This window comes from Microcoleus sp. Pol14D4, from assembly GCF_036701245.1.
GTDB lineage: Bacteria > Cyanobacteriota > Cyanobacteriia > Cyanobacteriales > Microcoleaceae > Microcoleus.
Genome location: NZ_JAUBQM010000003.1, coordinates 141,638 through 168,085 on the forward strand (window position 1 = coordinate 141,638; position 26,448 = coordinate 168,085).

The following is a 26,448-nucleotide window of genomic DNA, read 5'->3' on the forward strand; positions in this document are numbered from 1 at the left end:
AGTGTTTTGATTGTGATAAGCAATGCCACGATCGCTAAGGGTGCGCGAAGAGTGCATTCGCGCAGTTAAATCCTGTCTCCTGAGAAATGGCTTTCCCAGTCAGAAAATCTTGGCTGAGGATTTAGGGATGGCGCAATCTACTGTCAGCCATTTTTTGAATGGCAAACCTGTGGATTATGCCAATTTCATCGAAATTTGTCGCGGATTGGGGCAGGAATGGCGCGATATAGCCGATTTTGAGGCGAATTCAGAGCCAGAGGAGGTAGTGCTGGTGAGGGCCAAAGTGGCGATCGTCTTTGAGGGCTTAGCCAACGCTCGATCGACCTCACACAAAACCCTTTCCCAGCAGTTACACCAAGCTTTGAGTGCGGGAGGCCACGAAGTCTTTTTTATTAACAACAGCAGCGACTCAGCCTCATATTTAAAGCGTTGCGATTATTTGCTGTTGCTGATTTCCCAAGAATCGGCGGCTAGCGAAATGATATTGGAACAAGTGCAGCTAGCCAAAGAATTGCACAATTTAACGGCTCACAAACCCGCAATCTTACCGATTTTACTTGAATTAAATATACCGCTTTCTTTTGATTTACTGAGCTATTTAGCAGGAGTTCAGCCCTGGCTGTGGCGAGGTGTTGGCGACTCATTTAAGTTATTATCACAAATTTTAACCATTATCAAAGAAGGTCGCACATCGTTAACGGCCGACCATGAATTAGCTGTAGAATGGAACGCAATTACTAGCACCAAACAGTCAATAATTCAACCCCTGCCAGCAGCGCCGCCAGAATTGCCGGGAGGACAAGTTGAAATAGCTTCTCGTTTTTATATCGATCGCCCTCCGATCGAATCCCGCTGTTACGAGACGATCGCCCAACCGGGAGCGCTAATCCGCATCAAAGCACCCAGACAAATGGGCAAAACTTCTTTGATGGCGAGGATTTTGCATCATGCAGAACAGCAAGGTTCTCGCACGGTAGCGCTGAGTTTTCAGCTAGCAAATCGGAAAATATTCGCTAATTCAGATACATTTTTGCAGTGGTTTTGTGCTAGCATCGGTCAAGAGTTAGGAATGCTGGAGCAGTTGCCCAAGTGTTGGGAATTAGCCGATTTGATTGGCAGCAATCAGTGCTGCAAGGCTTATTTTGAACAGTATTTGCTGTCTGAATCCTCAAAACCTCTGACGTTAGGCTTGGATGAGAGCGATCGCCTGTTTGAATCGCCGGAAATTGCCGACGACTTTTTTGGGTTATTGCGAGCTTTGCACGAAGAAGCAAAACGGCGAGATATTTGGAAAAAGTTTCGTTTGATTGTGGTGCATTCTACGGAAGTTTATATCCCGCTGGACGTGAACAAATCACCCTTTAATGTGGGATTGCCGATAGACTTGCCGGAGTTTAATTCGCAGCAAGTGCAAGATTTGGCTAAACGGCACGGATTGAATTGGAGTGGGAATGAAGTTGGCGAATTGATGGGGTTAGTGGGCGGAAATCCTTATTTAGTGCGCCTAGGAATGTATCATATTTCGCGTCAAGATGTGACTTTAGATCGGTTAGTGAAAGAATCTGCAACTGAAGCGGGAATTTACAGCGATCATTTGCGGCGACATTTATGGAATTTAGAGAAATATTCGGAATTAATGGAGGCGATGAGAGAGATTGTTAGTGTTTCTCAGCCAGTTAGATTGAGGTCAGAATTGGGGTTTAAATTAAACAGTATGGGGTTGGTGAAATTGGATGGAAATCATTGCATTCCGAGATGTCGGTTGTATCAGGAGTATTTTGGCGATCGCCTTGACTGCAAATAATCCCTATTTACCCGATCGCCAAATCCACACTAACTACAAATTCGGGAAAAGCCAGCGGCGAAACTTCGTCGCCACGCCAAAACCTCAGCATTAAACTGTAACCGTTAACCGTTGGCTGGCGGTAAACTTCCAAGCAGTTTTCCTGTAAATTGACAATCCATACTTCCTGAATTTGCGATCGGGCATAAATAGGAAGTTTCACATCTCTATCATAGTCTATGGAAGTGTCAGCTACTTCTATTAACAGTAAAACTTCGGATGGGACAGGATGGGCGGTTGAATAGTAATCGGCACGAGGTTGCAGCAATACTAAATCGGGTTGCGGTTCGGTTCGCTGGCTGACTTGAATGGGGTTTTGTACAGTCACAATCGCCCTTTCTTCTGGAAGCCGGCAAAAGAGTCGGGTAATGCGGTTAACACAACCTGCGTGACGAGTTCCAATTGCGGCCATTTGAACAAGTTCTCCTTCTATCAATTCTACGCGATCGCCCTCTGAAAGAATACCAGCTTTACCCATCAGATGGTATTCTTCTACGGTGAAAAGTCTTTTGAGCAACTGCACTGCCATAACTTACCGTTCCTCTAATTATTTCTTCGATTATAGTCACACGCCCTATTAAATGCCAGTGATGTCTAAAGTCGATGAGAAGTCGATGAAAAGTCAGTCGAGTTCTCAAATAGCCTGGTGATTTAATAGAGATAGAGTAGAAGCAAGGCACAATATGCGAGGTTTGCATACCCCGCCGCACTCAGTAATATATTCAGTTTAACCTCAATGAGGCATTTACCTGAAACCTGAATATCGTCGCGCCTCTCCTCCAACCATTACTCGCTGGACAACTAATCGGCTAACACATTTGAAGAACAATCATGCAGCTTAAGAAAAATCCTCAACTCGATGCACTCGATAAAAAAGCGGAATCTTTAGAAAAAAACATTCTTCCTGAGAAAAAACGTAAATCATGGGTAGGAACTTTACTGAGAATCACTTTTATTTATTTTCCTTTGGGCAGCATAATACTTGGTGCGATCGCGTTGCCGAATCTGCTCAATTCTTCTTGTGGCGGTAATAGACCTAACCAGTCAGAAGCTAGACAATATGTTGGCTCAATGAACCGCGCTCAACAAGCTTATTTTGCCGAACAAGGTGTTTTTGCTACTTCTGTTGATGCTTTAGGACTTGGCATTAAGTCTCAAACAACCAACTACAATTATTCAGTAATTGCTGGTAAAAAAGCTGCATTTAGTTACGGCGTAGCCCGCACGGTACAAAAGGATACCAAGAGCTTTGTCGGAGCTGTGTTTTTAGTACCCACTCCTCTTGCCAATGCTAAGAAAGCTGCCGATACAAGTACGATGCTAACTATATTATGTATCGCCAAATCTGATAGTCTAACTCCACCTGCTGAGCCAAGAAATATTAACGGGAAATTAGCTTGCGGTGATGGGACAGTAGAAGTGAATAAGTAAATCGCGACCAAAATTATGCCAGAAATTGTCAAAGGGTTTATCATCTTAGCTTGCATCTTCATTCCCCTCGAAAGAGTCTTATCCTTGCACAAGCAAAAGATATTCCGTATCGGATGGGCAACCGATGCCACTTATTTTTTTACAGGTCACTTTATTGGCAAATCCGGGGCTATTTTTGTGACTGTAAGTTTGTCGCTGATGACTAATTTACTCAACCAGGAATTGCAAAGCAAAGTAGCTTCTCAACCTGTGTGGTTGCAGTTGGTAGAAGCAGTTATCGTTTCAGATATGGCATATTATATTGCTCACAGACTACTGCATGAAGTACCCTGGCTTTGGCAATTTCATGCAGTCCATCACAGCATTGAATACATGGATTGGTTAGCTGCAGTGCGGGTTCATCCCTGCGAGCAAATCTTTACTCAGATTTGCAAAATTATGCCTCTTTACTGGTTGGGATTTACTAAGGAGAGTTTGGTGGTTTATGCTCTTTATTCTGCGGCGCTCGCTTTTTTAATTCATTCTAATATTAAATTAAAATTTGGCATCCTAAAATGGTTCGTAGCGACCCCACAATTTCATCACTGGCATCACAGTAAAATTCCTGAAATCAACACCAAAAACTTTGCTGTTCAGTTGCCACTGTTAGATTTGCTATTTGGCACTATGTATATGCCAGCGAAAAAAATGCCTCATAAATATGGAATCTCTGATTCTATACCTGCTGGATATGTCGGACAAATGTTCTATCCATTTTCAAGGATGATGAAAAATGCTAGATGAAAATGCAAAACCAGGTATTAATCGCTATTCACGCCTTTTGCGAGTAATTATGGGTTTTGGCTTGACGAGTGTTGCTTCTCTGAGTGCAGTTGCCCTATTTCATCACATGGATATCCTAACTTTTATCGCCAGTTTAAATACGAAACAAGTAACTGTTGCCCAATTGCAGCACGGTAAGTTGAAACCAGTGATTTTGATAGATGTGCGATCGCCCGAAGAATACGCGGAAGACCGCATCGGTGAAAGTCCCCTAGTTCCCATAATTGATATTGAGATGGGGTTCGGTGTCAAGCAGATTCAATCCATTGTAAAAGCAAGGGTTAAATCAGATCGAACTCAGCCAATAATTGTACTTTATTGTGCCAGAGGAGGGCGATCGGTTAAAGCATACAAACAGTTGGAAAAAGTTGCTCGGTATTCCCAACAATCAGGAGGAAACGAGACTAATAAGATTAAGGATATTAGCCTGAATGTTGTTGTCCTTTCAGGCGGTATCAAAGCGTGGCGGGAAACAGTGCCGGCTGCAAAAGATGCCCAGATATTAGCCCCAATTACTTTGCACAGCTTGATCGAGTCTCCCTCAGTCACCCTGCTTTCGGAATGAATCGGGGCAGTTGTGACCAAATTGATTTCTGTCAAATCTCTATCAATAGAAAGGTGTATCGTGCTGATAGATTAGCTATCTTCAAGAAAAGTAGCCATTATCCTCAGCAATCTGCAACGGTTGGCTGTTTGGGCAGGCAGCACAATAATTAGAGTTAGCATAACTTTATTCCATGCAAAACACCCTAGAGATACTTCCTTCTTCCGACTCGCCGAGTCTTCCCAAAAAGCAACCCGCACCCCCAAATTACGAAGCAGCCGATCGGCAATTTGTCAATTTGCTAGAAGTCGAGGATTTAGACAAGACGGTGGCGGCAAAACCGTTACTTGTCAGCGATTTTGAAAGCGCGATCGCCTACGCAATTCAAGCAGCTTACCAACAGGAACCGGGCGATGAGGCCGCTCACCGCTTCTTGCAGCGCGTACTTTACCGCATCAACCGCCTCAACTTGTTTTGGTACGACGATTTGCGCCGTTACAATAACGAACGATCGCACTATTTGCGTTCCGTGCGCGATCGCATTGAGGAACCTTGGCAGCAGTGGGAACTGGCGCAAATCGACGTTGCAGCGCTGCAAAAATTGCCGGATGTCAAGCAAGCCCTGCGCGATCGCGCGGCCGCCGATGTCGATCCTCCCCTAACTGAGCTCGATCGCTACCAGCGGGAACAGATGACTGAAGAGGGATACAAACACCTGTTGGCGATCGCGTCCTTCGACGGTTTAGTGGAAGCCAGCCGCCTTTCTCGCATCCTCGGCGGTGCCGGCAACGAAATTCAGTGCACGCTGACGCGAGTGCTGATTGAAGAATACGGCGGCGGTCGCCTTCCCCGCAAGCATTCGACCTTTTTTGCCCAAATGCTGGCTGAATTTGGGATGAGTACAGAACCGGAAGCGTACTTCGATTTAGTGCCTTGGCAAGTGCTCGCAAGCATTAATCACAACTTTCTGCTGACGGAACGCAAGCGCCATTTTCTGCGCTACAACGGCGGACTCACTTATTTTGAGGTGGCGGGGCCCGTTGCTTACCGCAATTATCTAGCCGCCGCCCAGCGTTTGGGCCTCTCGCAAGCTGCGATGGGTTATTGGGAACTGCACATCAAAGAAGATGAGCGTCACGGCCGCTGGATGTTGGATGAAGTCGCGATCCCGCTGGTTGATAAATACCCGCAGGAGGCTTGGGAGCTGGTGTTGGGGTACGATCAGGAGAAGTCGATCGGCGATCGGGCTGCGGCTGCTGTAGTGCGATCGATCCAAGCCACAGAGCACAATTAACAGCTATATCGTAGGGTGCATCAGTCTCTGACGCACCCTACGATATAGCACCGTTCTCAATAAGCCTGTTGCTGACAATAGTTCAACATCTCAGGAGCACCCTACCAGCGCTGTATTTTAAAATGCTGTCATTAACTGAATTAGCTCGATCGACAAATCTCTTTGCGACTTTTGGTGCTTCTTAAACAAAACTCCAGCCAGCAGATAGATGTTTTCCGAATAAAAAGCCATTCCCTGTTCTCTGAGAGTGGCGATCGCGCTTTTCACTTTGGGTTCCGAACTATAATAGCCAAAAGTTAAAGGTGCAATTTCAAAATTCGCAACCGAGTAGCCTCGATCCAAGGCATAATCTATCAAACCCACAGGATTAGAATAGCTAGAAACCATCAGCAAAACTTCATCGCAGCCCAAAGATAAAAGTTTCTTAGCAATTGTCGAACCATCACTCCCGCCGTGCAACAGCGGCTGGTAAATCTTATCATCCACCGCCGGCAAGTAAGGCGGATTTGAGATGACACAATCCGCCGATTCGTATAAAGGCGAATCAAAAAAAGAGCCATTGTTGACAGTGTATTTTTCGCTCAGTTGATATTCCTTAATTTGAGACTGAGCAATTTTCCAGGCTACATTATTTAGCTCAAATCCCTGTATTGTCCCATCAAAATCACTTCTCAGCAAAGACTTAATAACTGGACTTCCCTCTCCTGAACCAAACTCTACGATAAGTCGAGAATTGTCACTAGCATTTAACACTAAACTTTCCAAGCAGTGCGCGTAAAAATCCGATTCTTCCGGGCAGTGGAATACCTGTTTCAGAGGATGGGATGAAGTGAGCATAAATTCTGTAACAAAGTTGACTATTTTTAAAGTATCGAATAACTAATATCCCAGCCATCTGTCGCAAGAGCTATTTTATCGACTTGTGCAATCTCTCTCTTGCTGTTTTATCGGGTGCGAGCGAATAACTATTACTGCGGACAGATTATCAAATTAACTATATTAATCCGATTGACAGATTGCAATTATATAGCGATTGCTGGTGAGATAGTACCTAAACAAATGATGGTAAATTTTAATATTGTCAGATATGACCTTTTTTAATTATTCAGTTCCGCCTCTGCGCCCGAAACAGCTTAACATCGAGGTTCAAGATTTAGAAGGGCTTTGGCAGGTTCAGTTTCCCCTTGGCAAAGATCGATTTTATTCACAATTTTATACTTGTCTCGATCGAACTTGCTTGCTTTGGAGCTTGCTGTTAATACCCATCTTCGGCACAGCACAATTTTTTTCTGTGAGTTGGATGCTGCAAGCAGGTTTGTGGTCAGCGCTCAGCCTCGTAGGTACAGCAGCAATGGTAAGCATGACATATTCTTGGGTCAAAATAGAACGCCTGGCTTGGGTGCTTTACGGTTGGGTAATACTAATGTTATTAGGATTGCTGCTGACCGATTTAGCCATTTTTCTGCGTTGGGGAAAAGTGTTGGCGAATCTCTGTCCCCTGTGGTTGGGAATGAGCGGAATAGGGTATTTGGGGACTGGATTTGCCGTGCGATCGCGCGCGATTTTAGCAGCAAGTTTATTTCACCTGTTGGGGATTTTGATTTTGCCTTACACGGGCGGTTGGTCTTTCCTATTTACGGGAACCGTAATGGTATTTAGCTTGCTCGTTTTAGCCGAATTGCAATGGGATATGGGGCAACCGATTAACAGGCTGCATTAACTTCTGTACCACCGCGATTCCAACAGGTATCAACGTAAAGCATTAACCGCAAGTGATGAGTACATTGCTAATGACTGACGATATCAGGCCCGCTAGAATAACGTCACTGCAATTGGTTGGTAGTGAGGATTCTTCGTTCTCATCAAAATTTGAGGAATGAAGCCCTCACTAAACAACGGATAGGGGTTATGTTAGCGGACACAATTTTACTGATGGCTGATAACTAATTGCCACCAGACTGTACAGATTTGCGGGTTTGGTTAGTATCGTCGCCCTTGTGATGCCACGTGCCACCTTCGCCTTGAACGTATTCAGATTTTACGCTGTTCCAAGCAACGCTAGTAGCACCATCGGCGCTCATTCCATCTTCACTAGCGCTCTTAAAAGCCGCCTGAAAAATTTGTTTCGCTCCTTGGGGCAGTCCTTGTGTTTCTGAAGGTAAGGTATCAAATTGTTGTTCTGGCATAATGACCTCTAATTATTAAACACAAATTAAATGTTATATACTAGAAGCCACTACTTTCCTCTCTCTAAAAGCAAGTTTTATACCGCAGTTTTCTCATTCTGAGGACAGATGTAATATTAAATTTATTCTGCTCCGAGAAGGCAATGAGATTGGCGTTGCTGGTTGGGCAGGATTTGGGTAATTTCCTTGCTCAAACAGCGATTAATCTGATTTCGGCTTTTTAACTTGCGAACTTAGAAAATAAGTCAGCGCAGCGATTATTAAAGCGATACCCGCTCCCAGGGGAAGGATGTTGGTTCCGCCGTTCCACCTAACTACCTCTGAGAGAAACAATACACTCAACACGACTACAATCACGCTGGTGAGTTTGGTTTTCAGGTCGTCGATGGTGTGAATTTCCAGCCAGTGTGGTACTTTGATGCGCTCGTCTATAAACAGCTCGTAAAGTCCGAGTGCAGTAATGTAAAATACTGTGGCGAGGAGAAACAAATCTACAACTTCGATGCCAGACAGAATCAGTTGTTTGGAGTTTTCGCTGGAAACCGGTACTGTAACTGTGTGGCCGATGGTAATGACGGTTTCCAGGGCACCGTAGATCAAAAGCGTCACAGACGTTGTAAAAGAACCGAATACAGCGATTAACATTAGATAGCGACTTCTGGCAAGAATTCGATGCAGCATAGTTGATCTCTCGTTGGAAAATTTGTTAGAGAACAAGCGCTCTCTGGCATACCTGTGGCTTTACTATATCAGAGTTTGCCCGATCGCACTTACAAGCAATTCTGCCGAGTGTAGCCGCTGGTTAATTTCATGTCGCGCGACCACAACTCGCATAGCCCTCAGTTCGCCTTCGTGTTCGAGACAACTCCAATCCCAGTCACAAGCCTTGCTGTTGCGGGGTAGCAGGCGCTTTTGCGACTTGGAGCGGTCGCTGGCGCGTTTTGAGATAATTTAGTTTCCTGGGAAAGAAAGTTTGAGGGGTATTCTGCCAGTGCCCAAATTGTCAGCCGCAAGTTAATAAAAAATAGCGCTCAAAAAAAATTAAACTAACTCATCTGGCGGAGTGCTAAACCAAAATTGACGGTGAGAAAATCAACAATTTCTGCCTCAAAGCACCTGCATCCGGGGAAAATTCATAGGAAGAAGCGGGTCCTTGTCTGAGAAAGCCAGTTAATTCGTATATGTCTCGTTACTCCACCCAAAATTTTTCATATCAACCTGGTTTCTCTACCCCGCACACAAAATTTGATTAAGCTAGTCTGTCGCTCAATCAAATTTCATCCACCACCTGAAATAAAAAGCCATTTTGTCAAATATTCCTAAAGATGAATGGCGAACTTGAAGCATACGTAATAGCTTATAAACTGTTAACGCGGCGGTGTAATTAATCAGGGAAAAATCATCAAGGAAACGGGACTAAATTTGCTCCCTTACCTTCATTATTCCGCAGCGAAGGTTAGAAAATTTGCACGTTACGCTGTCAATTTGACCCTGCATTTTTGGCATCACAAGCGATCGCAAGACTCTACGTAAAAGCAAGCATTACCATGAAATCTTCTAAATTGTTGAAAACTGTTTTAGCAAGCGCTTGTACTTTAGGTTTAGCAACGGTTTCCTTCGCAGTGCCTGCTTCTGCCCAGTCGGGCGGTGCTGGAGGTGCAGGCGGGGGTACAGGCGGTAGCGTCGGCAGTGGCACAAGCGGTACGACGGGCACAAGCGGTACGACCGGTACGGGTACAAGCGGTACGACGGGCACCGGTACAAGCGGTACAAGTGGTACGACTGGCACCGGTACAAGCGGTACAAGCGGTACGACTGGCACCGGTACAAGTGGTACAAGCGGTACAAGCGGTACAAGCGGTACGACTGGCATCGGTACAAGCGGTACGACTGGCACCGATACAAGCGGTACGACTGGCATCGGTACAAGCGGTACAAGCGGTACGACTGGCACCGGTACAAGCGGTACAAGCGGTACGACTGGTGCGGGTACAAGCGGTACGACTGGTACGACGGGTACAACGGGTACAAGCGATACGACTGGTACGGGTACAAGCGGTACAAGCGGTACGACTGGTACGGGTACAAGCGGTACAAGCGGTACGGGTACAAGCGGTACAACTGGTACGGGTACAAGCGGTACGACTGGTACGACGGGTACAAGCGGTACAACCGATACGACTGGTACGGGTACAACCGATACGACTGGTACGGGTACAACCGATACGACTGGTACGGGTACAAGCGGTACAACTGGTACGAGTGGCACTGGCACAACCGGTACAACCGGTACGAGTGGCACCGGCACAACCGGTACAACCGGTACGAGTGGCACCGGCACAACCGGTACAACCGGTACCACATCGACTTCGGCTGATACTAATTCAGGAGTTTTGAGTGATCGGCGCGATAGCCCCAACAATTTCGGGTGGCTGGGTGCCCTGGGTGCGTTTGGTTTGATCAACTTGTTTAGGAAAGGCAGTACACCCTCCCATCGGTAGTTTCGGGCGATTCCCTACGGGATAGCTTCGCTTCACGTACTTTTGAAAACAACTTAGAGGCTTAGAAAGTCATGACTTCACTCAATCGCAAAAGTTTGTTCAAAAATTTGGTAACAGTTGCCGGAATTGCCGGCGTTAGTTCCTTGATAGCTGTGCCGGGATTCGCAGAATTAAACCGCCAGACTCACGGCTTCAACCAGTCGAGCGATCGGGTTTTTGAGCTTGCTGATAGCGACTTAAACGATCCTAATTCTCCGGGACCTCCTGCTACAGATAGAAACAACAACAACAATCCTGGCGGTTCTCCCAACACTCCAAATACCCCCACCAACAACACTCCCGGCCGTTCTCCAAATAGCCCCATCAACAACACTCCCGGCCGTTCTCCCAGCACTCCAACAAGTGGCGAAACTTCGCCTAATTCTCTCAGCAGCAGAGACAGAACTTTTGCCATGCAAGCAGGTCAACTTGGTATGCTGGAAGTGGAACTCGGCAGATTGGCAGTGCAGCGCGGTTCGAGTGCTGGTGTGAAACAATACGGCCAAGAAATGGTAGAGGAACACACTCAGGCAAATCAAGAGCTGATGCAGTTAGTAATGCAAAAGCAGGTTGAATTGCCAACCGAGATGAGCAGCCAGAACAAAGCTTTGATGGATCGACTTTCGGGACTCTCCGGTACAAGTTTTGACACTGCTTACAAGCAGGCTATGATTGAGAGCCACAATCAGGCTATTGCTCTGTTTCAGGCTCAATCTCAACAGGGACAAGATCCCGACTTGAAGGCTTGGGCCACCCAGAAGTTGCCGAACCTTCAGGCGCACTTGCAAATGGTTAACCAAATGTTGGCAGATACCAGCCAGCCCCAATAGGAGGTAGAGGAGGTAGAGTCCGATCGGGTTTTATGCGATCGCACTCTACCTTTGCCAATCTGATACTTAGCCTAAATTAATCATTTTTTTTACAGACAGGCGATCGTAATTTCACCGCAGAATTATTCAAACAACACCAAGTTAATTAGTCCTCAGTGTCCACAAAAACACTCACAGCCGCCACAGCGATTAGCATTTCGTCATTTTTATCCTTCAGAGAGGCGATCGCCCTTCCTGGCACAATCATGCCTCCTTGCTCCACAATCAGAGTTTTGCTGCCGAAAGGGAGTACCGCCAACACCTCCTGTTCCCGCACTTGTTCCGGGTAAGGAACAGCCACCTTAACCTCAACAATCATCTGATTGGGGTCAGTCAAACCCGCCACTTCCCAGACGCCCAGCAAAGCATTGTGGGCGATCGCATTCCGTACAGCCCTTGCACAGGCTACAGTGGGTTCCTGCCCGTGCTGGTCTATACCCATCCCCATTTCAATGATGAAACATTTACGTGCCATAGTTGCCCCTGGGTTGATTTTTCTTTTTAGTCATTAGCGAAGCCCTCGAAGAGGAGCGCACTTTTATCCAAAACAATTATCAACCAAAATCACCGCATTTTATATTATTTTATCGCACCCTCCAATAACACACTAATCATCTTCTCATTCAATAAAAAAATGTTACTTTTGACAACCTCCAAACTGATACCAAATCAGTCATTTAAAATCTAAGATTTAAAATCTAAAATATAAAAGGGTATAACTTATGGTAATATAACCAAATTCAGCTTTCCTAGCGGACTGCAAAACTCATCGCCAGCTTGAATCATGGATAGTTTTCTACCAATTGCCTACTTTCAAAACCAATTTCTCCCCTTTACCGACGCCAAAATTTCCATAGCCACCCACGCACTGCACTATGGAACCGGAGTTTTAGGCGGGTTGCGGGGAATCCCAGACCCCGAAAATGCCGATCGAATATTGCTATTTAGATTAGACCGCCACTGTCAAAGATTAAGTCAAAGTGCCAGCTTCCTTCACTGCGATTTACCAGCCAGCAAAATCCAACAAATAATCATTGATTTTGTTCAGAAAAACCAACCAACAAAATCATTTTATATCCGCCCTTTTATCTACACATCAAGTTTAGGAATTGCCCCGCGACTGCACAACGTAGAAACCGACTTTTTTGTCTACGGATTAGAACTTTCAGACTATTTACCCAAAGAAGGAGTCAACTGTAGAATTAGCTCTTGGTACCGCCAAGAAGACCGCAGTTTGCCCTTAAGAGGTAAAATTAGTGGCGCTTACATCACCTCAGCTTTAGCTAAAACAGAAGCAGTACAATCCGGCTTCGACGAAGCGATCATGATGAATTCTCAAGGAAAAGTCAGCGAAGCTTCAGGGATGAACATATTTGTCGCCAGAAACGGTAAATTAGTTACTCCCGGTTTCGAGCAAGATATTCTCGAAGGAATTACCAGAGACAGCGTTATAACTATCGCTAGAGACTTAGGAATTGAAGTCACAGAAAGACCAGTTGATAAATCAGAATTGTTGATTGCAGACGAGATTTTTCTCTGCGGAACCGCAGCAAAAATTACCCCTATTAAGCGAGTGGAAAACTATCACTTGCCCAAAAATCGACCCATCACCGAAAAGATTTTGGACAAACTGACGGAGATTATCGAAAATCGCGACAGCAATTATAAAGAATGGGTATTTCCGATTAATCTTAATTAACCGAAAATACCTGTGCTCGTAAAAGCGACTTCACTCAGATTGTAGGGTGCGCAGTGCGCACCTTACCCCATAGATAGTGCAAAAATACTCGTTTGTATCATTCGGCTGTAACTGAAATGTTGCACCATTTTAAATAAGCCTTTTATGGGAGGACAGGATGCCCACCCCACAACAAATTCACTTTTTGTGGAACAGGCCGGAAAGCCTGTTATTGAGAATGGCGAAGATGTAAGATGTAACCGGATTTGATATTACTTACCCCCACAAAACAGCCGCGTGATGGCGAATGTGTTCCTCCATAAAACTCGCTATAAAATAATAGCTATGATCGTAACCTTCCTGCATCCTTAAAGTTAGTGGCTGTCCCGCTTTTGCACAAGCCTCGGCGAACACTTCCGGCAACAACTGCCCGTCAGCCAGATACGAATCAGCAGTGCCGCAGTCAATCAGAATCGGACGGTTGTATTGCGCCTCAAGCACCAACTCGCTAGCATCCCAAGCTTTCCACATCTCTTTGTCGCCACCTAGGTAGTGTCCGAATATTTTTTGCCCCCAAGGGCAGCGCATTGGCGCGGAAATAGGCGCAAAAGCTGAAACAGAAAGATAGCGAGAGCCATTTTTTAAAGCGCAAATTAAAGCCCCGTGTCCGCCCATCGAATGACCGAAAATTCCCTGTTTTTCGGGTATCGCTGGAAAATTTTCGGCGATTAAATTCGGCAATTCATCAACCACATAACTGTACATCCGATAGTGAGAATTCCAAGGTGAGGCTGTCGCATCAACATAAAAACCCGCACCACTTCCTAAATCCCAATCGTCATCTTCGCCAGAGATGCCCGTATTGCGCGGGCTAGTGTCGGGCGCAACCAGCATTAACCCATATTTTGCCGCAAATTGTTGCGCCCCCGCTTTTGCCATAAAGTTTTCTTCCGTGGAGGTTAATCCTGATAGAAAATACAAAACTGGTACGGGTTGAGATAAAGCTTGCGGCGGCTGATAAACAGCGAATTTCATCTCGCTGTTGCAAGCGGAGGATTGATGGCTGTAAAAGCCTAGTTTGCCATCAAAAATTTTATGTTCTTTGTGCATCTTTATGGATTCTGATATCATATTAATTTTTTTTCATTTGTGAATTAGATTTTTTTATTAACCGCAGATGGCGCAGAGGACGCAGAGGAAAAGAGAAGAGAGAAGTTATTTAAGGTGCAGCCGTGTACGTTACCACTATAACTAGCGTGTCAAACCACTTTTTCCGTAATTCCTGTCTTCCTTATTCCCTCTTCCTCCTTCCTTCAACAACTCAAAATGTCAACACTGTGCGAATTACTTCGCCTTTGTGCATTAAATCAAAGGCTTCATTGATCTTCTCGATCGGCATTACCTGAGTTACCAGACTGTCAATATCAATTTTACCGTCCATGTACCAATCAACAATCTTAGGAACATCAGTTCTGCCTTTCGCCCCGCCAAAAGCCGTCCCTTTCCAAACCCTACCAGTTACTAGCTGAAACGGGCGGGTACTAATTTCTTGACCGGCTCCCGCTACCCCGACAATTACGCTCACACCCCAACCTTTGTGGCAGCATTCCAAAGCTTGGCGCATCACATTAATGTTGCCGATACATTCAAAACTGTAATCAGCTCCGCCTTTGGTTAAATCTACTAAATAAGGCACTAACTCACCTTCCACTTCGCGGGGATTGACAAAGTGAGTCATGCCAAATTTTTCCGCCATCTCTCGCTTGTTGGGGTTCAAGTCTACGCCGACAATCATGTTAGCTCCCACCATACGAGCTGCTTGAATTACATTCAAACCCACGCCGCCTAAACCGAAAACTACCACATTAGAACCCGGTTCTACTTTCGCCGTATTGATGACAGCGCCGATGCCAGTTGTTACGCCGCAGCCGATTAAACAAACTTTATCCAAAGGAGCATCTTCGCGAATTTTTGCTACTGCAATTTCTGGCAATACTGTATAATTGGCGAAGGTAGAAGTTCCCATGTAATGGTAAAGTTTCTGCCCGTCTATGGAAAACCTGCTCGTGCCGTCGGGCATGACTCCCTGACCTTGAGTGATGCGAATGGCTTGACAGAGATTCGTTTTGCCACTCAAACAATATTCGCAGTTCCGACATTCGGGAGTGTAGAGAGGAATTACCCGATCGCCCACTTTGACACTCGTGACTCCCGGCCCAACTTCTGCGACAATCCCGGCTCCCTCGTGGCCTAAAATAGCCGGAAACAAACCTTCAGGATCGGCACCCGAAAGAGTGTAAGCGTCAGTGTGACAAACACCGGTGGCTTTAATTTCCACCAGCACCTCTCCAGCCCGCGGCCCATCCAGATCCACCGTTTCAATGCTCAAAGGTTTGCCGGCACTGCGAGCAACTGCTGCTTTTACTTTCATGCTTTCTCCCTGCGATATATTTGTTAATTGACCAGTCAATATGTATTGTATTACTTAATGTCAAAATTCAGCAAATCTATGACAAAATTAATTGTAATTACCGGAGTCAGTCGCGGTCTCGGTCTTGCCATGACCGAAAAGTTTATTGAATTGGGACATACAGTTGTGGGATGCGCCCGTTCTTCCGAAGCGGTGGAAAAACTCAACCAAAAATATAGTGCACCCCATTATTTTACTTGTGTGGATGTCGCAAACGACGCTCTAGTAAAAGCTTGGGCAACAGAAATTATGGCAAAAAATGAGCCGCCCGATTTGCTCATAAACAATGCAGCTTTAGTCAACCATCCCGCGCCGCTTTGGTTAGTCAGCAGCGAAGATTTTTCCCAGCTAATAGATGTTAATATTAAAGGCACGGCTAATGTAATTCGCCATTTTGTCCCGGCAATGATTGCTCGAAAAAACGGCATAATTGTCAACTTTAGTTCTGGTTGGGGAAGGTCAACTTCGCCGGAATTCGCGCCCTATTGCACTTCTAAGTGGGCGATAGAAGGACTTACGCGATCGCTCGCTCAAGAATTGCCCGCAGGTATGGCAGCAGTTCCTTTGAATCCGGGGATAATTCACACGGATATGTTGGACATTTGTTTCGGCGAAGATGCGGCAAGTTACACATCAGTCAAAGCCTGGGTGCAAAAAGCAGTTCCTTTTTTACTAAAATTAAAACCTTCCGATAACGGAATGCCGCTGACTGTTCCTGGATAATACAGCAACCCTGGCAGGATTTGCGAACATCTCTCTTTTCTTCTCCTCTGCGCCCTCTGCGGTTCATTAAAAAATTCAAAAATGAAATAAAATTGCTATATTCCCAAATCACAACTCTTTCCCCAAATAGCCACTGTGAACTTGCCGCTAACCTCCGTCTCGCAAACCGAAACCCGCAAAGCAGACCACCTGCGGATCTGCCTCGAAGAAGACGTACAATTTCGCGAAACTACAAGCGGCCTCGAACGCTACCGTTTTGCTCACTGCTGTTTGCCAGAACTCGATCGCACTGAAATTGATTTAACCTCCACATTTCTCGGCAAAAAACTAGCCGTTCCCCTGCTCATTTCCTCGATGACCGGTGGCACAGAATTAGCCCAGACAATCAATTATCGCCTCGCCGATGTCGCTCGAGAATACAAACTAGCAATGGGAGTCGGTTCCCAGCGAATTGTTGTAGAAAATCCTCAACTAGCTCCTACATTTGCCGTCCGTCGCCGCGCTCCCGATATTCTGCTATTTGCCAACATCGGAGCAGTTCAATTAAACTATAATTACGGTTTGGAAGAGTGCCAAAAAATTGTTGATATTCTCGAAGCAGATGCTCTAATTTTGCACCTCAATCCGCTGCAAGAGTGCGTTCAAACCGAAGGTGATACTAACTTTAAAGGACTGCTAGATAAAATTGCCAAATTATGCGATAAATTACCAGTACCAGTTATTGCGAAAGAAGTCGGCAACGGTATTTCAGGAAAAATGGCAAAGAAATTGCTCGCTGCGGGGGTAGGTGCGATCGACATTGCCGGGGCCGGAGGCACTTCTTGGGCCAAAATAGAAGGAGAGCGAGCTAAAGATGGCAAGCAGCGCAGGTTGGGCGCAACCTTTGCCGACTGGGGAATACCGACAGCCGAGTGCATTGTCAGCACCCGCGCCGCAGCGCCGGATGTTCCTTTGATTGCTTCTGGAGGCTTGCAGAATGGGCTGGATGCAGCGAAAGCCCTCGCCCTCGGCGCGGATATCGCGGGACTGGCGCGGCCGTTTCTACAAGCTGCAGCGGAATCGGAATCAGCCGCAGGCGTTCTAGCTGAGGTTTTAATTGCAGAAATCGCCACCGTGATGTTCTGTACGGGCTGCGCTAACTTGGGTGAGTTAAAACATTCTGGGGTTTTGGAAAGGTTAAGATAAAAGTGAGTCAGTTGGCAGTTGGCAGTTGGCAGTTGGCAGTGGTTAGTTGTTATTTGTTATTTGTGAGTTGCTACCAATTACAATTACCAATTACAATTACCAATTACAATTACCAATTACTAATTACCAATAACCAATAACCAATAACCAATTATCTAATGAAAGATTTCCTAAAATATACCTGTGCAAGTTTACTGGGAACCTTCCTAGGACTGTTGCTGCTAGGCAGCATCGGATTGGGAGGACTGGTACTGCTAATTGCTCTGGCCGCATCGTCGTCTAAGGATTCGGGCCCGCAAGTTAAAGATAAGTCGGTATTGGTATTAGACCTTTCTTTAAATATTACCGACAGCAAACCGAGCCGTAGCACTGGCGCGGCGATTGAAGAAGTCCTTTCGGAAGATTCCGGGGATACAGTGACGCTGCGGACTGTTTTAGACACGATCGAATATGCAAAAAAAGATCCCAAAATCGTTGGCATTTATCTCGAAGGCAGCTCGGATTCGAGCAGCAGCGGGTTTGCCAACCTCAAAGAAGTTCGAGGAGCCTTGCAGCGTTTCCGAGATGCCAAAAAGCCCATTTTTGCTTACCAGATGGACTGGAATGAGCGAGATTATTACCTCGGTTCCGTTGCTAATACAATAGCAATCAATCCTTACGGCGCTTTGGAACTCAACGGTTTTAGCAGTCAGGCAATGTTTTTCACCGGTGCTTTGGAGAAATACGGCGTGGGAGTGCAAGTGACTCGCGTCGGCAAATACAAGTCAGCCGTTGAGCCGTTTTTGCTCACAAAAATGAGTCCCGAAAATCGCCAGCAAACTCAAAAGTTGCTCGGAGATATGTGGGGAGAATACCTGAAAACTGTCGCCCCGATCCGTAAAGTGACTGTTCCGCAACTGCAAGCGCTTGCAGATAAGGGCGGAACTTTGATGGCTGACGAAGCTCTAAAAAGCAAGTTAGTTGATAAAGTTGTTTACTTTGATGAAATATCGACTGAACTTAAAAAGCTCACAGGAACCGATGGCGAAAACAAATCTTTCAAGCAAATTAGTTTGAAAAACTACGCCAGAGTCGCTGAAGATAAAAACTCAACTCGCGCTGACAAGAAAAACCAAATTGCTATACTTTACGCAGAGGGAGAGATTGTAGACGGCGAAGGGGGCCCGACTCAAGTAGGAGGCGATCGCATCGCTAAAGAAATGCGGAAAATCCGAGAAGATAACGACGTAAAAGCAGTGGTTTTGCGCGTCAACAGTCCCGGAGGTAGCGCGACGGCGGCCGAAGTAATCGGACGCGAAGTGATGCTGACGGGCAAAAAGAAACCAGTTATCGTTTCGATGGGCAATTTAGCAGCATCCGGCGGCTATTGGATTTCGATGGGTTCCAACCGCATTTTTGCCGAACCCAATACGATTACCGGTTCGATAGGCGTTTTTGGAATGCTGTTCAACGCCGAAAAGTTGGCTGCTAACAACGGCCTAACTTGGGACGTGGTAAAAACCGCCCGCTTTGCGGATACTAACACGGTTTCCCGTCCCAAAAATCCTCAAGAATTGGCGAATATTCAGAGGATAGTCGATCGCATTTACGATCGATTTATTACTAAAGTCGCCAACTCCCGCCAACTGCCGAAAAACAAGGTACAAGAAATCGCTCAAGGCAGGGTGTGGTCTGGCACTGCCGCGAAACAGTTGGGTTTGGTCGATGAAATTGGCGGGCTTGAAGATGCTGTCAGAGAGGCTGCTAAGCAAGCTAAACTCGGCGACGATTGGAAGGTGGAAGAATATCCCAAACGCCGCAGTTTGGAAGAGCGAATTTTGGAAAAAATTTCAGGCGTTCACGTTTTGAAACCAGCCACCAAACTCGACCCGCTAACGGCCGAATTTAAGAAAATGCAAGATGAATTGGCTGCGATCAAGTCTATGAACGACCCGCAGGGGATTTATGTTCGCTTGCCTTTCAATTTGCGGATTGATTAATTAATACCAAGTCCGGCATTTTTCCCCCTTTATTCTTCAGTCCCCCTCTGTGCGGAGAAAAGTTTTGCTCTTGAACCGTTGCAAGCGCTGAGTCCGATCGGGGTTTTTAACGCGGATTTGGTAAAAGTAGGCTGACGCATCCTACCAACCACTGAAAAACCCGGTTTCTTGAAGAAACCGGGTTTATGAATACCCTAAAAGTCTATCGACTGGGAATTGGTAGTATTTGTTATGCAGCACGCTGAGTTAACAATCCCCAGATGAAAAGTAGAACGATCGCACCTACAACTGCAAAAGCTATACTGGGTAGAGTCAATGCTCCAAAGGATGCTCCCCCGCTAGTCCCCAGCAAGACTTGACCCAGATAACCTCCCACTAGCGCGCCCAAAATTCCTAAACCTGTTGTTGCCAGAAAACCACCGCCTTGAGTTCCCGGATAAATGGCTTTGGCGATCGCACCGGCAATCAGTCCTAAAACGATCCAAGCAATAATTCCCATTTCTCTTTCTCCTGAATACTTAAACTTTTCTCGTGCCTTGTCTTATGTTTTTAGAATAACAAGTGCTCTCCAGTCCTTACCTCTACCGTAGGGAGGAACCGAAAGTGGTAGGATTTCCCATTAATTGTCGGAGTTTGAGCCTTTTTAATATCTCAAAAGAGTTAACCCACTTTCTCTAGGGAAGAAAGGTACTTATGCTCAAGGCAAAAAGGAAATAGGAGAATTGTTTCTGGGACTTTTTGTGTTTTACTGGTAAAAAAATTACAATAATTTTGTGAAACGAGGAAAGTTTGCGCCCGATGGATCTGACTCTGTGCATGATTGTGAAGAATGAAGAGGCAACACTGTCGCGGACTTTGGACAGCGTTAAAGGTGTTGTGGACGAAATAGTGGTGGTGGATACGGGATCGGGCGATCGCACCCGTGAAATTGCCCGAGAATCCGGGGCGAGGGTTTATGACTTTGAATGGTGCGACGACTTCGCAGCGGCGCGCAATGAGTGTCTGAAGCACGCCCTGGGCGACTGGATTTTGGTGTTGGATGCAGATGAGGTTTTGGTACCGGAGATGGTACCTCAAATGAAGCAGGCAATTGCGAGCGATCGGCTGCTGCTAATCAATCTCATCCGCCAAGAAATCGGTGCCTCTCAATCTCCCTATTCCTTGGTGTCGCGCTTGTTTCGCAATCGCCCCGACATCCGCTTTTCTCGCCCTTACCACGCCATGGTAGACGACAGCGTAGGTGAGATTTTGCAGAGGGAACCCAAGTGGAAAATAGCTGCTCTCCCCGATGTGGCGATTTGGCACTCTGGTTATCAAAAAGATGCGATCGCAGCAAAAAGTAAATTCCAAAAAGCTCAAGCAGCCATGGAACGGTATATCGCTTATTATCCAAACGATGCTTATGCTTGTAGCAAATTAGGTGCGCTGTATGTAGAAACCGGGCAAATTGGGCGGGGAATTAATTTATTAACCAAAGGCTTAACTGCCGAGGGCATTGATGATTCTATTGTTTACGAGCTTAACTATCATTTGGGAATTGCTTATCGCCAGCAGCAGCAATTTGGTAAAGCAAAAGAACACTATCAAGCCGCAATTAATACCAATGTTTTCCCCCCGCTCAAGTTGGGCGCTTACAATAATTTGGGCAATTTGTTCAAAGATGAAGGAGATTTGAAATCTGCTGAAAAAGCTTACAAAGCAGCTTTAAAAATTGACCCCTATTTTGCAGTAGGTCACTATAATTTAGGACTGACGCTGAAGGCAGCCGGAAATTTAGCAGATGCGATCGCCTATTACCGACAAGCGATAAAAATCGATCCAGAACACGCCGAAGCTCATCAAAACTTGGCAGTAGCCTTGCTGAAAATTGGTAAAATGCCAGAAAGTTTAGCCGAATTCAAAAGAGCGATCGCCCTTCACGAACAGCGCCGCCCATTTGAAGCAGAACGCCTGCGCCGGGGACTGCAAGAAATGGGTTTAATGTAAATGAAATTATGGCTTTTATGGGCGGGTTCTCCTGCCCACCCCACAATCAAATTCTCGTGGAACAGGCCCGAAAGCCTGTTCATTAAAATATTCCAAGATATGAGATACAACCAGTAAAATCAAGCAATTATCTCCACTTTGCCGCTATCCAAATCGTAGCGGCCCCCAACAACTTTAAGCTTGCCCGCTTTGACTGCTTCAGCTAAAACAGGCGACGATGATTGTAAGTTATTTACATTCATTTTCACATTAGCTCTGACTGCGTTATCCCACGCATCGCCTGTTTGACCTTTAGTCGAATCAATTGCGGGTTTAATCGCCGCCACCAAAGTGCTAATGTGACCAGGCACAGCTTTGCCATCTAAAGCTGCTTTGACAGCACCGCAGCGTTCGTGACCCAGAATTACTAATAGTGGCACCCCTAATTCTAAGGCCGCATATTCTATATTTCCGAGAACCACATCGTCGAGAAAATTGCCAGCTACTCGGATATCAAATAAATCCCCCAATCCTTGGTCGAAAATAATTTCGGGAGCAACGCGCGAATCAGAACAAGCCAGGATGGTTGCAAACGGATGTTGACCCTGTGCTACTTCTACAATCCGCGATCGAGCTTGGTCGGGAAATGTCCGTTTTTGCTCAATGTAGCGTTGATTCCCCTCCATCAATTTCTTGAGAGCACCGTCCGGAGTCAGGTCAGAGATTGCCTCTGCTTTTGCTGCTTGGGCTTGTAAAAGCACTGGTGCCAAGCTTGCCGCGAGCATCCCTGCACCAGCCTTCAACATTAAATTTCGTCGCGAAATCATGCCTTGTTTTCCGCTTTCAGTCATTGCTTATAACTCGGTTCAATTTTTTCTATTTTATAGCATAATATCTACCACAATCTCACTCAGACTTCTTTGATTTTTCTTTACACGCAGCTCCGGCAAAATGTCAACTTCAAAAAAGTGACCTATTTTTATTTCATTCATATTTTATTTAGTAAAGTCAACGGCGGTCATCCTTCTACCGGGATGCTAGAATGTATCTAAAACGAAAATTATTTATCAAGGGCTCGAAATGTCCTACGTCGCCAGCATTCATATCTATCCGGTCAAGTCCCTTGACGGCATAGCAGTCAGTCAAGCAACTATTCTAGCCAGCGGAGCTCTAGAAGGCGATCGCTCTTTTGCAATCTGCGATGCAGCAGGAGAATTGGTTAACAGCAAGCACAACAGCGGAGTCTGTTTTCTACGCTTATCCTTTGACATTAAAAAGAGAATTGCCGGCCTGAAAATTCAAGGCACCGAACAAGAAATATTTTTTCATGTAGATAGAGAACGCTTGGGAATAGAATCTTGGTTGAGCAATTACTTCGGTTTCTCGGTCAAGTTAATTGAAAACTTGCTGACTGGTTTTCCCGACAATCTTGCTGCACCAGGGCCAACCATTATCAGTACCGAAACAATTGCCGAAGTTGCATCTTGGTTTCCGAGAGTTTGCGTTAACGAGATGCGCCATAGCTTGCGAGCTAATATTGAAATAGGAGATGTCCCGGCTTTTTGGGAAGACCAACTTTTCTCACAATCTGATGAAATTGTTAGGTTTAAAATAGGGACTGTAATATTAGAAGGTATTAATCCGGGCCAGGCCTGTCTCCTATCTATGCAAAATTATGCAGCGAAAGAAGCTTATCCAAATTTTAAAAAAATACTAGCAGCAAAGCACAATGAAATCATGCCTGACTTGGTAAAAAGGCATTTAAATCACATTAGTCGGCTGATAGTTAACACCAGAGTGCCACCTCAATCAGCCGAAAAAATAGTACACATAGGAGACGAAGTTCAAATTCTCACTGCCAGCAAGTCTCTATTTAATACCATTCCTGATTAGTTGTATGGCACGAGCCTTATCACGCCGGCGGCAACTCCAAAGAAAGCTGACCCAACACACCAGTTCTAAAATCGTTTAACATCTGCCGCGCCGTTCGTTCGACATCTCCTTTATACTTGTCTTTTGCGACCTCGTGCAAATAATCTTCACCATTACTAGAGGCTGGATCTAATTTATACCTGGATTTGAAACCAGATAGTGATATCAACGTGTCATCAGCCGCCTCAAGCGCTTGGAGCAAATCTACCATCGCTGCTGCTACTACCTGATTGTCGTAAGCTGCTTCGCCAATATCTTCGCAAATAGCTAATTTTATGGCATTTTCTTGATTGTTAATTCGGGTTGGGATCACTCCGGGGGCGTCTAATAATTCAATTTCGTCAGAAATGCGAATCCATCGCAGCGATTTAGTGACTCCAGCTCTGCGGGCACTGTCCACCACTCTCCGCCCTAACAGCCGATTAATTAAAGCAGATTTTCCGACATTGGGAAAGCCCATCACCACTGCACGGACTGGACGGGGCAGCATACCTCGATCGAACCTTCTTTGATTTAGCTGCACTCCAGCATTCTGCACCGCATCCGCCACATCATGTACTCCGTGACCGTGCTCGGCATTAGTAAAATATGCAGTTTCCCCCTGGGACTCAAACCATGTTTCCCACGCCTCGCGCGATCGAGGCGTAATCATATCCATGCGGTTGATGACCAATACTCGCGGCTTGCCCCCCACCCAACTTGGCATTTGGGGGTGATAAGTAGCCAATGGAATGCGGGCATCTCGGACTTCGAGCACAACATCTACCCGCTTTAGCTGTTCTTTTAATGCCCGTTCAGCTTTGGCAATGTGACCGGGATACCAGTGAATTTTCATTAGTTAGTTGACTGTTGACTGTTGACTTTTGACTTTTGTTACTTGTTAGTTGTTATTAGTTAGTTGTTAGTTGTTAGTTGACAGTTGTTATTGGTTAGTTGTTGAATGACAACAGTCAACTGTCAACTGCCAACTGCTAACAGTCAACAGTCAACTGACAACTGTCAACTGACTAAGGCACAATCAAAACTGCACAAGGAGACAGATTGATCACCCGATTGGTAACGCTGTCAGACGCCCCCTCATCGGTTAAACCCATCCCCCGACAGCCCATCACAATTAAATCGGCCCCAATTTCGTCAGCCACATCGCAAATCGTGAAAGCAGGTTTGCCTTCCCGTTCGATGATTTCAGCTTCAATTCCCTGCTGGGAAAACATCGATTGGGCCTCAGAAAGAAGTTTGGCGACTGCTTCGGGGGAAGTCATCACCTCTCGCGCGGGGGCGTCGGCCTCCTCGGCTGGGGGCTCGACTACCGAGAGAATAACTAAGCGAGAAGCGTAGGTTTTCACGATATTGACCACCTTTTCGGCAGCTTCGCGGGCTTCTCGGCTTTGATCTACAGGAAATAAGACAGTCTTGAACATACTGCGCATCTCCGGGACGCGGACTCCGATAAAATGTTTACGTTGAGCCAATCAGTGCCGTTTGTTTCATCTTCCGTTTTTTGTACGGACGCGGTTGAATGCGTCCGAGGCCCAAGTGCAAGTGACCAGTGCCGCCATTTCAACGGAATTCGACAAAAACACACATATTAGGAGGTTAATCCTGTGACAAAAAAAACTGTAGCAAATTTATCGGCATCGGACTTATCGGGCAAACGGGTATTGGTACGGGCGGACTTTAACGTGCCGCTCGACAACGGCAATATCACCGATGATACTCGCATCCGGGCGGCTCTGCCGACAATTCAAGATTTAGCGTCCAAGGGCGCTAAGGTGATTTTGTGCAGCCACTTCGGCCGTCCCAAGGGTGTGACAGAGAAGTTGCGCTTGACGCCGGTTGCTGTGCGCCTGTCGGAATTGTTGGGCAAAGAGGTCAAAAAGACTGACGACTGCATCGGTGATGAAGTCGCTGCTACAGTCGCGGCGATGCAAGATGGCGATGTGCTGTTGCTGGAAAATGTCCGCTTCTACCCAGAGGAAGAGGCAAACGACCCGGAATTTGCTAAGAAGTTAGCTTCGGTGGCCGATTTGTATGTCAATGATGCTTTTGGTACGGCTCACCGGGCTCACGCTTCTACTGAGGGCGTTACTAAGTATCTGAGTCCTTCTGTGGCTGGGTTTTTGATGGAGAAGGAACTGCAATATCTCGGCAGTGCGATCGACAATCCTCAGCGTCCTTTAGCTGCTATAATCGGCGGTTCAAAGGTTTCCAGCAAGATTGGAGTCATCGAAAAACTGCTCGAAAAGTGCGACAAACTGCTGTTGGGCGGTGGCATGGTTTTCACCTTCTACAAAGCTCGCGGCTTGAACGTTGGAAAGTCTTTGGTGGAAGAGGACAAGCTGGAACTAGCTAAGTCTTTGGAAGCTAAGGCAAAGGAACGGGGAGTTGCTTTTCTGTTACCTACTGATGTGGTAGTTGCTGACAAGTTTGCTGCTGATGCTAACACTCAAACTGTTCCTGTAGAAAGCATCCCCGACGGTTGGATGGGTTTGGATATCGGCCCGGATTCAGTAAAAACTTTCCAAGATGCTTTGGCCGATTGCAAAACTGTTATCTGGAACGGGCCCATGGGCGTGTTTGAGATGGAGAAGTTTGCTGTGGGAACTGAAGGTATCGCTCATTCTTTGGCGGGACTTACTAAAACTGGTACTACCACGATTATCGGTGGTGGTGACTCGGTGGCGGCTGTAGAACAGTTGAATTTAGGCGAACAAATGAGCCATATTTCTACTGGTGGCGGTGCTAGTTTGGAGCTGCTAGAAGGTAAGGAATTGCCTGGTGTTGCTGCTTTGGATGAAGCTTAATTAAGTTAAGTAGGGCGGGCTTTGCCCGCCTTGCTGTCAGCAGGTCTATATCCTTGGCTGCGAATCATGTTTTTGAAGATTTACCGCAGAGGGCGCAGAGAACGCAGAGCAAGAGAAAAGAGAGAAGGATATCGGTTTAAACTCTACAGTTTGCTAGTATAATTTATTTGAAGTAGCAGTGAG

26 protein-coding genes are annotated in these 26,448 nt (G+C 46.0%); 15 read left to right on the plus strand and 11 right to left on the minus strand.

All coding sequences use genetic code 11. The features are described from left to right. Positions 1-22: 22 nt before the first annotated feature. Positions 23-1,804 (plus strand): AAA-like domain-containing protein, encoded by a 1,782-nt coding sequence (locus QUA33_RS02925; RefSeq protein ID WP_333146336.1) that lies wholly within the window; start codon positions 23-25, stop codon positions 1,802-1,804. A gap of 7 nt (positions 1,805-1,811) precedes the next feature. Here QUA33_RS02925 and QUA33_RS02930 read toward each other — a convergent pair whose 3' ends face one another. Next, positions 1,812-2,372, minus strand: a complete 561-nt coding sequence (locus QUA33_RS02930) for a Uma2 family endonuclease (protein WP_333146338.1) — start codon at positions 2,370-2,372, stop codon at positions 1,812-1,814. A 302-nt stretch (positions 2,373-2,674) separates the two neighbouring features. Between QUA33_RS02930 and QUA33_RS02935 the strand changes: the two genes are divergently transcribed. From QUA33_RS02935 to QUA33_RS02950, 4 genes are all read left to right on the plus strand, one after another. Further along, positions 2,675-3,274: a type IV pilin-like G/H family protein gene (locus QUA33_RS02935; protein WP_333146340.1), complete on the plus strand. Its 600-nt coding sequence runs from the start codon at positions 2,675-2,677 to the stop codon at positions 3,272-3,274. Positions 3,275-3,289: 15 nt separating this feature from the next. After that, the gene (locus QUA33_RS02940; RefSeq protein WP_333146342.1) at positions 3,290-4,057 is read left to right on the plus strand and encodes a sterol desaturase family protein; all 768 of its coding nucleotides are present in this window, start codon (positions 3,290-3,292) and stop codon (positions 4,055-4,057) included. Continuing rightward, positions 4,047-4,661: a rhodanese-like domain-containing protein gene (locus QUA33_RS02945; protein ID WP_333146344.1), complete on the plus strand. Its 615-nt coding sequence runs from the start codon at positions 4,047-4,049 to the stop codon at positions 4,659-4,661. The genes QUA33_RS02940 and QUA33_RS02945 overlap by 11 nt, the downstream gene beginning before the upstream one ends. Positions 4,662-4,833: 172 nt before the next feature. Further along, positions 4,834-5,934, plus strand: coding sequence for an iron-containing redox enzyme family protein (locus tag QUA33_RS02950; RefSeq protein ID WP_333146346.1), 1,101 nt, complete (start codon positions 4,834-4,836; stop codon positions 5,932-5,934). 117 nt (positions 5,935-6,051) lie between these two features. Here the strand turns inward: QUA33_RS02950 and QUA33_RS02955 are convergent, their stop codons facing one another. After that, positions 6,052-6,771: a methyltransferase gene (locus QUA33_RS02955; protein WP_333146348.1), complete on the minus strand. Its 720-nt coding sequence runs from the start codon at positions 6,769-6,771 to the stop codon at positions 6,052-6,054. Between the two features lie 250 nt (positions 6,772-7,021). Between QUA33_RS02955 and QUA33_RS02960 the strand changes: the two genes are divergently transcribed. Further along, the gene (locus QUA33_RS02960; protein ID WP_333146351.1) at positions 7,022-7,654 is read left to right on the plus strand and encodes a hypothetical protein; all 633 of its coding nucleotides are present in this window, start codon (positions 7,022-7,024) and stop codon (positions 7,652-7,654) included. A 223-nt stretch (positions 7,655-7,877) separates the two neighbouring features. On the opposite strand, the gene QUA33_RS02965 is transcribed toward QUA33_RS02960, so the two are convergent. Both QUA33_RS02965 and QUA33_RS02970 read right to left on the minus strand, forming a co-directional pair. Then, the gene (locus QUA33_RS02965) at positions 7,878-8,120 is read right to left on the minus strand and encodes a ChaB family protein (protein ID WP_333146353.1); all 243 of its coding nucleotides are present in this window, start codon (positions 8,118-8,120) and stop codon (positions 7,878-7,880) included. A 201-nt stretch (positions 8,121-8,321) separates the two neighbouring features. After that, positions 8,322-8,801 (minus strand): YqhA family protein, encoded by a 480-nt coding sequence (locus tag QUA33_RS02970; RefSeq protein WP_333094664.1) that lies wholly within the window; start codon positions 8,799-8,801, stop codon positions 8,322-8,324. A gap of 866 nt (positions 8,802-9,667) precedes the next feature. Between QUA33_RS02970 and QUA33_RS02975 the strand changes: the two genes are divergently transcribed. Next, positions 9,668-10,621 (plus strand): hypothetical protein, encoded by a 954-nt coding sequence (locus tag QUA33_RS02975; RefSeq protein WP_333146354.1) that lies wholly within the window; start codon positions 9,668-9,670, stop codon positions 10,619-10,621. A 71-nt stretch (positions 10,622-10,692) separates the two neighbouring features. After that, complete coding sequence (locus QUA33_RS02980) at positions 10,693-11,490, plus strand: DUF4142 domain-containing protein (RefSeq protein WP_333094662.1); 798 nt, start codon at positions 10,693-10,695, stop codon at positions 11,488-11,490. Positions 11,491-11,635: 145 nt separating this feature from the next. Here the strand turns inward: QUA33_RS02980 and QUA33_RS02985 are convergent, their stop codons facing one another. Further along, the gene (locus QUA33_RS02985; protein WP_333094661.1) at positions 11,636-12,004 is read right to left on the minus strand and encodes a Lin0512 family protein; all 369 of its coding nucleotides are present in this window, start codon (positions 12,002-12,004) and stop codon (positions 11,636-11,638) included. 309 nt (positions 12,005-12,313) lie between these two features. Here QUA33_RS02985 and QUA33_RS02990 point away from each other — a divergent pair, with 309 nt between their 5' ends. Continuing rightward, entirely contained in the window at positions 12,314-13,228 is a 915-nt protein-coding gene (locus QUA33_RS02990; RefSeq protein WP_333094660.1) for a branched-chain amino acid transaminase, read from the plus strand. A gap of 255 nt (positions 13,229-13,483) precedes the next feature. On the opposite strand, the gene fghA is transcribed toward QUA33_RS02990, so the two are convergent. Together fghA and QUA33_RS03000 are read right to left on the minus strand one after the other, a co-directional pair. Further along, on the minus strand, positions 13,484-14,338 hold the full coding sequence (fghA, locus tag QUA33_RS02995) for an S-formylglutathione hydrolase (RefSeq protein ID WP_333146356.1): 855 nt from the start codon (positions 14,336-14,338) through the stop codon (positions 13,484-13,486). Positions 14,339-14,528: 190 nt separating this feature from the next. Next, complete coding sequence (locus QUA33_RS03000; RefSeq protein ID WP_333146358.1) at positions 14,529-15,638, minus strand: S-(hydroxymethyl)glutathione dehydrogenase/class III alcohol dehydrogenase; 1,110 nt, start codon at positions 15,636-15,638, stop codon at positions 14,529-14,531. Between the two features lie 78 nt (positions 15,639-15,716). Between QUA33_RS03000 and QUA33_RS03005 the strand changes: the two genes are divergently transcribed. The 3 genes from QUA33_RS03005 (at position 15,717) to sppA (ending at position 19,564) form a co-directional block, all read left to right on the plus strand. Further along, positions 15,717-16,400, plus strand: a complete 684-nt coding sequence (locus tag QUA33_RS03005; RefSeq protein ID WP_333146360.1) for an SDR family oxidoreductase — start codon at positions 15,717-15,719, stop codon at positions 16,398-16,400. Between the two features lie 135 nt (positions 16,401-16,535). Next, positions 16,536-17,585: a type 2 isopentenyl-diphosphate Delta-isomerase gene (gene fni / locus QUA33_RS03010; RefSeq protein ID WP_333146361.1), complete on the plus strand. Its 1,050-nt coding sequence runs from the start codon at positions 16,536-16,538 to the stop codon at positions 17,583-17,585. A 158-nt stretch (positions 17,586-17,743) separates the two neighbouring features. Beyond that, positions 17,744-19,564 carry a signal peptide peptidase SppA gene (gene sppA / locus QUA33_RS03015; RefSeq protein WP_333146363.1) on the plus strand — a complete coding sequence of 607 codons (1,821 nt, stop codon included), beginning with the start codon at positions 17,744-17,746 and terminating at the stop codon, positions 19,562-19,564. Between the two features lie 229 nt (positions 19,565-19,793). Here the strand turns inward: sppA and QUA33_RS03020 are convergent, their stop codons facing one another. Beyond that, complete coding sequence (locus QUA33_RS03020) at positions 19,794-20,063, minus strand: GlsB/YeaQ/YmgE family stress response membrane protein (RefSeq protein WP_333037423.1); 270 nt, start codon at positions 20,061-20,063, stop codon at positions 19,794-19,796. Between the two features lie 299 nt (positions 20,064-20,362). Between QUA33_RS03020 and QUA33_RS03025 the strand changes: the two genes are divergently transcribed. Next, positions 20,363-21,550, plus strand: a complete 1,188-nt coding sequence (locus tag QUA33_RS03025; protein WP_333094653.1) for a tetratricopeptide repeat protein — start codon at positions 20,363-20,365, stop codon at positions 21,548-21,550. Positions 21,551-21,669: 119 nt separating this feature from the next. On the opposite strand, the gene QUA33_RS03030 is transcribed toward QUA33_RS03025, so the two are convergent. After that, entirely contained in the window at positions 21,670-22,380 is a 711-nt protein-coding gene (locus QUA33_RS03030; protein ID WP_333146365.1) for a carbonic anhydrase, read from the minus strand. 229 nt (positions 22,381-22,609) lie between these two features. Between QUA33_RS03030 and QUA33_RS03035 the strand changes: the two genes are divergently transcribed. After that, positions 22,610-23,422 (plus strand): MOSC N-terminal beta barrel domain-containing protein, encoded by an 813-nt coding sequence (locus QUA33_RS03035; protein ID WP_333146367.1) that lies wholly within the window; start codon positions 22,610-22,612, stop codon positions 23,420-23,422. Positions 23,423-23,441: 19 nt separating this feature from the next. Here QUA33_RS03035 and ylqF read toward each other — a convergent pair whose 3' ends face one another. Next, positions 23,442-24,296, minus strand: coding sequence for a ribosome biogenesis GTPase YlqF (gene ylqF, locus QUA33_RS03040; RefSeq protein ID WP_333146369.1), 855 nt, complete (start codon positions 24,294-24,296; stop codon positions 23,442-23,444). Positions 24,297-24,468: 172 nt separating this feature from the next. Then, positions 24,469-24,882: a universal stress protein gene (locus tag QUA33_RS03045; RefSeq protein WP_006633514.1), complete on the minus strand. Its 414-nt coding sequence runs from the start codon at positions 24,880-24,882 to the stop codon at positions 24,469-24,471. Between the two features lie 183 nt (positions 24,883-25,065). Here QUA33_RS03045 and QUA33_RS03050 point away from each other — a divergent pair, with 183 nt between their 5' ends. Beyond that, a complete protein-coding gene (locus QUA33_RS03050) occupies positions 25,066-26,265 on the plus strand; it encodes a phosphoglycerate kinase (RefSeq protein ID WP_333146372.1) in 1,200 nt (399 codons plus the stop codon). Positions 26,266-26,448: the final 183 nt, after the last annotated feature.